The 7,409-nt window shown below is 69.7% G+C and carries 6 protein-coding genes; all 6 read right to left on the reverse strand.

Annotation, left to right across the window (positions count from 1 at the left end; translation table 11 throughout):
* Positions 1-249: 249 nt before the first annotated feature.
* The 6 genes from ACWEVN_RS44725 to ACWEVN_RS44750 all read right to left on the reverse strand — a co-directional run bounded on the left by ACWEVN_RS44725 (position 250) and on the right by ACWEVN_RS44750 (position 7,061).
* Positions 250-1,527, reverse strand: coding sequence for a thymidine phosphorylase (locus tag ACWEVN_RS44725; RefSeq protein WP_452055331.1), 1,278 nt, complete (start codon positions 1,525-1,527; stop codon positions 250-252).
* On the reverse strand, positions 1,524-1,913 hold the full coding sequence (locus ACWEVN_RS44730; protein WP_285456011.1) for a cytidine deaminase: 390 nt from the start codon (positions 1,911-1,913) through the stop codon (positions 1,524-1,526). The genes ACWEVN_RS44725 and ACWEVN_RS44730 overlap by 4 nt, the downstream gene beginning before the upstream one ends.
* Positions 1,914-3,146 carry an ABC transporter permease gene (locus ACWEVN_RS44735; RefSeq protein ID WP_449687364.1) on the reverse strand — a complete coding sequence of 411 codons (1,233 nt, stop codon included), beginning with the start codon at positions 3,144-3,146 and terminating at the stop codon, positions 1,914-1,916.
* A 32-nt stretch (positions 3,147-3,178) separates the two neighbouring features.
* The gene (locus tag ACWEVN_RS44740; protein ID WP_449687349.1) at positions 3,179-4,270 is read right to left on the reverse strand and encodes an ABC transporter permease; all 1,092 of its coding nucleotides are present in this window, start codon (positions 4,268-4,270) and stop codon (positions 3,179-3,181) included.
* Positions 4,267-5,838, reverse strand: coding sequence for an ABC transporter ATP-binding protein (locus tag ACWEVN_RS44745; RefSeq protein ID WP_449687348.1), 1,572 nt, complete (start codon positions 5,836-5,838; stop codon positions 4,267-4,269). Before ACWEVN_RS44745 ends, ACWEVN_RS44740 begins: the two co-directional genes overlap by 4 nt.
* Before the next feature lie 80 nt (positions 5,839-5,918).
* Positions 5,919-7,061: a BMP family lipoprotein gene (locus tag ACWEVN_RS44750; RefSeq protein WP_449687347.1), complete on the reverse strand. Its 1,143-nt coding sequence runs from the start codon at positions 7,059-7,061 to the stop codon at positions 5,919-5,921.
* Between the last annotated feature and the right edge of the window lie 348 nt (positions 7,062-7,409).

Consider the following 7,409-nt stretch of genomic DNA (forward strand, 5'->3'; position numbering starts at 1 on the left):
GCGGGATCCGGCGGGGGCCTTCTTCATGTGATGGGGGCCGTAACTCGTGTGATCCGGGCCGGAACTCGCGTGACTGGAGCCGGATCTCGCGTGATCGGAGCCGTGACGGGCCTGATCACGTCGGTTACGGCTCTGATCACGCGAGATCCGGGCTCAATCACGCGAGTCACGGCTCTGATCACGCGAGATGGGGCCCGGATGTCACTCGGACGGGTGATCATTTTCGCGACGACTATCACAGTGAAGCGGCTAGCTGCGGATGGTCTCCACGACGATCGGGCCCGGCTCGGGGGCTGACGCGGCGATCGAGAACCCGTCTTCGAGCGCCGCCAGGGCTGTCGGGACCGCGGAAGGCGTGTCCGTGTGGAGCTCCAGGAGGGGCTCGCCCTCGGAGACGTCGTCGCCCGGCTTGGCCAGGCACAGCACGCCCGCCGCCGCCTGGACCGGGTCCTCCTTGCGGGCCCGTCCGGCGCCCAGCCGCCATGCCGCGACGCCCACCGCGTACGCGTCCAGCGAAGCAAGCACGCCCGAGGAAGGCGCCACGACCGTGTGGACGTGCGCAGGCGCCGGAAGAGCAGCCGCGGGGTCGCCGCCCTGGGCCGCGATCATCCGGCACCAGACCTCGTACGCCTCCCCGGAAGCCAGCACCTCCGCGGGGTCGGCGGAAATACCGGCCAGCGCCAGCATCTCCCGGGCCAGTGCCACCGTCAGCGCGACCACGTCCGGCGGCCCGCCGCCCTGCAGCACGTCGACCGACTCCGCGACCTCCACCGCGTTCCCGACCGCGCGCCCCAGGGGGACGTTCATGTCGGTCAGCAACGCCGTCGTCGGGACGCCGTGGTCGGCGCCGATCGACGTCAGCGCCGAAGCCAGCGAACGCGCCTGGTCGAGCGTCTTCATGAACGCACCGGACCCGAACTTCACGTCCAGGACCAGTCCGGACGCGCCTTCCGCGATCTTCTTGCTCATGATCGAGCTGGCGATCAGCGGGATCGATTCCACTGTGGACGTCACGTCTCGCAGCGCGTACAGCTTCTTGTCCGCCGGGGCCAGCCCGGACGTCGCCGCGCAGACCACCGCGCCGACGTCTTCCAGCTGCGCCTGGATCTCCGAAGTGGACAGTGCGGCCCGCCAGCCCGGAATCGACTCCAGCTTGTCGAGCGTCCCGCCCGTGTGCCCGAGCCCGCGGCCGGACAGCTGCGGCACCGCCGCGCCGCACGCCGCCACCAGGGGCGCCAGCGGCAGCGTGATCTTGTCGCCGACGCCGCCCGTCGAGTGCTTGTCCACCGTCGGGCGGGACACCGCGAGCGACAGCCGCTCCCCCGACGCGATCATCGCGTGCGTCCAGCGGGAGATCTCGGCCGAGGTCATCCCGCGCAGGAAGATCGCCATGGCCAGCGCGGACATCTGCTCTTCGGCGACGTCACCCCGGGTGTAGGCGTCGACGACCCAGTCGATCTGCTCGTCCGAGAGCGTCCCGCCGTCCCGCTTCGTCCGGATGACGTCGACCGCCGCGAACGCGCTCACGGGAGGTCGTCCGGGCCGAAGGCGTCCGGCAGGACGTCGGACATCGGCAGGATCCCGCTCGGCGTGTCGACCAGGCAGGTGGAACCGCCCAGTTCGAACAGGATCTGCCGGCAGCGCCCGCACGGCATCAGCAGGTCACCGGCACCGGATCGGCACGCGACGGCGACCAGGCGCCCGCCGCCGGACAGCCGCAGCTGCCCGGCCATCGTGCACTCGGCGCACAGCCCGAGCCCGTAGGAAGCGTTCTCGACGTTGCACCCGGTCACCACCCGGCCGTCGTCGACGATCCCGGCCACCCCGACGTGCAGCCCCGAATAAGGCGCGTACGCATGGGAAGCCGCTTCGATCGCCTGGGAACGCAGAGCATCCCAATCCACAGTAGACACTCAGTCCTCCCCTCGCCGGTACGGCTGTCCGTCGGCCTTCGGCGGCCGCAGCCGCTGAGACGCCACCGCCAGCACGATCAGCGTCACGAAGTGCGCGGTGTACGGGATCAGGTCCGACGGCAGCGTGTCGTTCGACCAGTAGATCGCGTACAGCACGCCCGCGCCGACGACGCCGAGCCCGGCGGCGATCCACTGGCGGCGGAACAACTGCACGACGACGATCACGGCGACCAGGATCACCGCGCCGTACAGCAGCGCGAGCACCGCCTCGCCGCCGCCGGCGAGCTGGAGGCCGTCCGCGTAGCCGAACAGCGCCGCGCCGCCGAGCAGGCCGCCCGGGCGCCAGTTGCCGAAGATCATCGCCGCGAGGCCGATGTACCCGCGGCCGTTCGTCTGGTTCTCCAGGTAGTCCGCGCCGCCGCGCAGCAGCACCAGCGACGCGCCACCCATGCCGGCGAACGCGCCTGAGATGATCACGGCGACGTACTTGTGCAGGTAGACGTTCACGCCGAGCGACTCGGCGGCCACCGGGTTCTCGCCGCACGAGCGCAGCCGCAGGCCGAAACGCGTCCGCCAGAGCACCCAGAAGCTCACCGGCACCAGGATGATCGCGAGCATCGTCAGCGGCGCCACCTCGGTGACCAGGCCGCGCAGGATGCCGGCGACGTCGGAGATGCCGACGCGCTGCTGCTTCTCCAGGTCGCCCAGCCAATCCGAGAGGAACGTCGCCGAGTAGGTGTCGAACTTCGGCACCACCGGCGACTGCCGCGGGTTGCCGGAGATCGGCGCGAAGATCAGGTTCGCCAGGTACTTGGTGATGCCCAGGCCGAGCAGGTTGATCGCGACACCGGAAACGATGTGGTTGACGTTGAACGTCACCGTCGCCACCGCGTGCAGCAGGCCGCCCAGCGCGCCGAACACGATCGCGGAGATCAGGCCGGCCCACACGCCGCCGTTGTACGAACCCCAGGCGGCGCCCCAGGTCCCGAGGATCATCATGCCCTCGAGGCCGATGTTGACCACGCCCGCGCGTTCGGCCCAGAGGCCGCCCAGCGCGCACAGCAGGATCGGCAGCGCCAGGCGCAACGCCGTCTGCGCGGTGTTCGACGACGTCAGCGCGGCGACACCGGTGGAGTAGGACGCCGTCGAGATGACGGCGATGGCGACCACGGCCCAGATCACGCCGCGCAGCCAGCCGGGGATCCGGCCCTTCTTGCTGCGCTGCACCGGCATGGTCGAGCCGGACTCAGGAGCGACGTCGGTGATCACACCGCACCCCCTTCGGCGACCGAGGAACCCTTGCGGCCGGCGAGCGCGCGGCCCACCCTCCGTTGTTCGGCCGCGAGGTCGGCGCGTCGCACGATCTCGTACGCCACGACGACCGACAGCACGATGATGCCCTGCATGATCGTCGCGATCTCCTTGGACACGTTGATCTGCTCCAGCGACACCGCGGAGGTGTCGAGGAACGCCCACAGCAGCGCGCCGAGCGCGATGCCGCCGGGGTGGTTACGGCCGAGCAGCGCGACCGCGATGCCGGTGAAGCCGTACATCTGGGTCGCGGTGATGCCGTAGCTGTAGTCGCGGCCGAGCAGCTCCGGCATGGCGACCAGGCCGGCCACCCCACCGGAGAGCAGCATCGCGATCAGCGTCATCTTCTTGGCGTTGACGCCACCCGCGGCGGCCGCGGTGGTGGACTCGCCGGACGCCTTGAGCTCGAAGCCGAACCGCGTGCGGTTGAGCATGAACCAGTAGGCCCCGCCGACGATCGCGGCGATGAAGACGAACCCGAACAGCGTGCCCGAGCCGAGCGGGATGCCCGGGATCCGGCCGGACGGCTCGATCACGCGGGTGCCGATGTTGTTGCCGGTCTGCACGCCGAACTGGTCGGCGTTGATCAGGAAGGCGATGATGCCGGCGACGATCGCGTTGAGCATGATCGTCGAGATGACCTCGCTGACCCCGCGGGTCACCTTGAGAACCGCCGGGATCGCCGCGTAGGTCATGCCCGCGACCACCGCGACCAGCAGAATCGCGAGGACGTGGATGACCGGCGGCAGCTTCATCGCGCCGCCGGCGATGGCCGCGACGACGGCGGCGAACCGGTACTGGCCCTCGACCCCGATGTTGAAGAGGTTCATCTGGAAGCCGATGGCCACCGCGAGCCCGGACAGGTAGTAGACCGTCGCCAGGTTCACGGTGTCGACCGAGGTCGAGCCCTTGAACATCTGGCCGATCATCGTGCCGTACGCCTGCAGCGGGTCGGCGCCGGAGATGATCAGCGCGATCGCCGACAGCAGCACGGCGAACACGATCGCCAGCAGCGGCGGCAGCAGTTTCGTGCGCCAGGACGTCATTGTTCGTCACCCTCCCCCGCGCCGGTCATCGCGGAGCCCAGTTCCTGCGGGGTCACCGTGGCGGGGTCGGCCTCGGTGACGAGGCGCCCGCGCAGCATGACCCGGATCGTGTCGGACAGGCCGATCAGCTCGTCGAGGTCGGCGGAGATGAGCAGCACGGCGAGGCCGGCCGCCCGGGCCTGGCGGATGTTCTCCCAGATCAGCGCCTGCGCGCCGACGTCGACCCCGCGGGTGGGGTGCGACGCGATGAGCAGCACCGGGTTGCCCGACAGCTCGCGCCCGACGATCAGCTTCTGCTGGTTGCCGCCCGAGAGCGCGGCGGCCGGGACGTCGATGCCCGGCGTGCGGACGTCGTAGTCGCGGACGATCCGCTCGGTGTCGGCGCGGGCGCCGGCGATGTCGAGCAGCTGGCCCTTCGAGACCGGCTCGCGGGTCTGGTAGCCGAGGATCCGGTTGACCCACAACGGTTGCGTGAGCAGCAGGCTGTGCCGGGTGCGGTCCTCGGCGATGTAGCCGATGCCGGCCTCGCGCCGCGCCAGCGTGCCCGCCTTCGTGAGGTCGCGGGACTTGCCGTCGGCGTCGACCAGCTCGATCGTGCCGCCGGTCGGCTTGCGCATGCCCATGATCGTCTCGACGAGCTCGGTCTGGCCGTTGCCCTCGACGCCGGCGACGCCGAGCACCTCGCCCGCGTGCACGGTGAAGGAGACGTCGTCGAGCGCGTTGCGGTCCGAGCCCTCGGCGCCGAGCGTCAGCCCGGTCAGCCGCAGGACGTCCCGGTCGGTGACCGTGGACTCGCGGGTCTCCGGGCTGGGCAGCTCGGAGCCGACCATCATCTCCGCGAGCTGGCGGGAGGTGATGGCCTTCGGGTCGGCGGTGCCGACGGTGGTGCCGCGCCGGATCACCGTGACGGTGTCGGCGATCGCGCGGACCTCGTCGAGCTTGTGCGAGATGAAGAGGAACGTGTAACCGCCCGCCTTCATCTCCCGCACGGTGTCGAAGAGCGCGTCGACCTCCTGCGGGACCAGCACCGCGGTCGGCTCGTCGAGGATGATGATCTTCGCCCCGCGGTAGAGCACCTTGACGATCTCGACGCGCTGGCGGTCGGCGACGCCGAGCTCTTCCAGCAGCGTCTCCGGCTTGGCGTGCAGGCCGGTGCGCTCGGCGAGCTCGGCCAGCCGCGCGCGGGCGGCGCGGCCGATGCCGTGCAGGCCCTCGGCGCCGAGGAAGACGTTCTCGCCCACGGTCAGGTTGTCGGCGAGCATGAAGTGCTGGTGCACCATGCCGATGCCGGCGCGGATGGCGTCCTGCGGGTTGCGCAGTTTCACCTCTTCGCCGTTGATCGCGATGGTGCCCTCGTCCGGCGGCTGCATGCCGTACAGGATCTTCATCAGGGTGGACTTGCCGGCGCCGTTTTCGCCACAGATGGCGTGCACCTCGCCGGCGGCGACGGTGAGGTTGACGTCGGAGTTGGCCACCACGCCGGGAAAGCGCTTGGTGATCCCGGTCAGCTGGACGGCGGGGGCGCCCCGGTCGGGGACGGCCTCGGCCGGGGCCTCGGCTGTGCTCATGGGCGGGAGAATTCCCTATCTCGTGGAAACGCGTGAGGGGCCCGGAGGAGAAATCCTCCGAGCCCCGGACACGTTGTGAGCTACTTCTGCGGCTTGTCCGAAACGGTGATGGCGCCCGAGATGATCTGGGCCTTGTAGCCGTCCAGGACGTCCTTGATGTCGTCGACCTTGCCGCCGGAGGTGGCGTAGCCGACGCCGTCGACCTTGAGGTCGAACCGCTTCGGCAGGCCGCTCAGGTCACCCTTGGCGACGGCCTGCACGTAGTCGAACACCGCGACGTCGACGCGCTTGAGCATGGACGTGATGATGACGTCCTTGTCGGCCTCGACGGTCTTCTGGTTGTACTGGTCGGAGTCGACACCGATGGCCAGCGCGTTGCCCGCCTTCGCGGCGTCGAAGACACCCTTACCCGAGGCGCCCGCGGCGTGGTAGATGACGTCCGCGCCCTTGGCGATCTCGGCCGCGGCCTTCGCGTTGCCCTTCGGCGGGTCCTGGAACCCGGAGAAGTCACCGGCCGGGGTCAGGTACTCGTCCTCGATCTTGATCTTGGACGAAACCGTCTTCGCGCCCTGCAGGAAGCCGGCCTCGAACTTCTGGATCAGCGGGGTGTTGACACCGCCGACGAAGCCGATGTGGCAGTTCTTGCTCTTGTACGCGGCGGCGACGCCGGCCAGGAACGAGCCCTGCTCCTCGGCGAAGACCAGCGGCGTCACGTTCGGCAGCTGGATCGAGTCGTCGTCGACGATCGCGAACTTCGTGTTCGGGTACTTCGCGGCGATGACCTTGACCGACGGCGCGTAGGCGAAGCCGACCGCGACGATCGGGTTCAGGCCCGAGGAGGCCATCTGGTCGAGGCGCTGCTGCTTGGCCGACTCGGCCTCGCTGGCGGAGGCGGTGCTCTCGCTGACCGTCGTCACGCCGAGGTCGGACTTCGCCTTGTCGGTGCCCGCGGCGGCGGCGTCGTTGAACGACGCGTCACCCCGGCCGCCGACGTCGAAGGCCAGGCCGATCTTCAGCTTGCTGCCGTCGACCTTCTCGCCGGCCGCGGTCGAGCTGCTCGCGGCAGCGGGTGCGGCCGGCGGCTTCTGCGCGGTGACGCAGTCGGAACCGCCCGTCGAGGCCGCGGTGTTGTTCGAGCTGTTACCACCGCCGGAATCCTTGGCGCACCCGGCCAGGGTGAGCACCCCGGCCATGGCCGCGGCGGCCAGCGCGGTTCCACGCATGCGACGCAACGTGTGTCTCCCTCCCCGCTGATCCAGCGGATGGTCAAGGGCACGGCCCGGCCCTACTGCCGGGTCGACCGCCAGACCGTACCCGCCGGACAGGAATGCGCCATAGGAAAGGCACGCTACGTAACACAAACGTTTACTCACGAGTCGCACGCGCGACGAACCGAGCACCGAAAGTGATCAACGGGCCTACTGCGGGCTACTTTCGGTGGAACGGCTCGAGTTGGGACGGCGAAAATGCCGTTTCGTGTCACTCAGTGTGCCGGACTGACCAGAGAGTGGGCCAGCCCGATCACTCTCTGAGACAACCGGCTCGTGAGTGGAAAGGAGGGTTAGAACCCT

Source organism: Amycolatopsis sp. NPDC003861 (assembly GCF_053605405.1).

Excerpts from the sequence above, each read along its gene's own strand:
- ACWEVN_RS44735 (WP_449687364.1), bottom strand. The coding sequence starts at position 3,146 with ATGCCGGTGCAGCGCAGCAAGAAGGGCCGGATCCCCGGCTGGCTGCGC.
- ACWEVN_RS44740 (WP_449687349.1), bottom strand. The coding sequence starts at position 4,270 with ATGACGTCCTGGCGCACGAAACTGCTGCCGCCGCTGCTGGCGATCGTG.
- ACWEVN_RS44745 (WP_449687348.1), bottom strand. The coding sequence starts at position 5,838 with ATGAGCACAGCCGAGGCCCCGGCCGAGGCCGTCCCCGACCGGGGCGCC.
- ACWEVN_RS44750 (WP_449687347.1), bottom strand. The coding sequence starts at position 7,061 with ATGCGTGGAACCGCGCTGGCCGCCGCGGCCATGGCCGGGGTGCTCACC.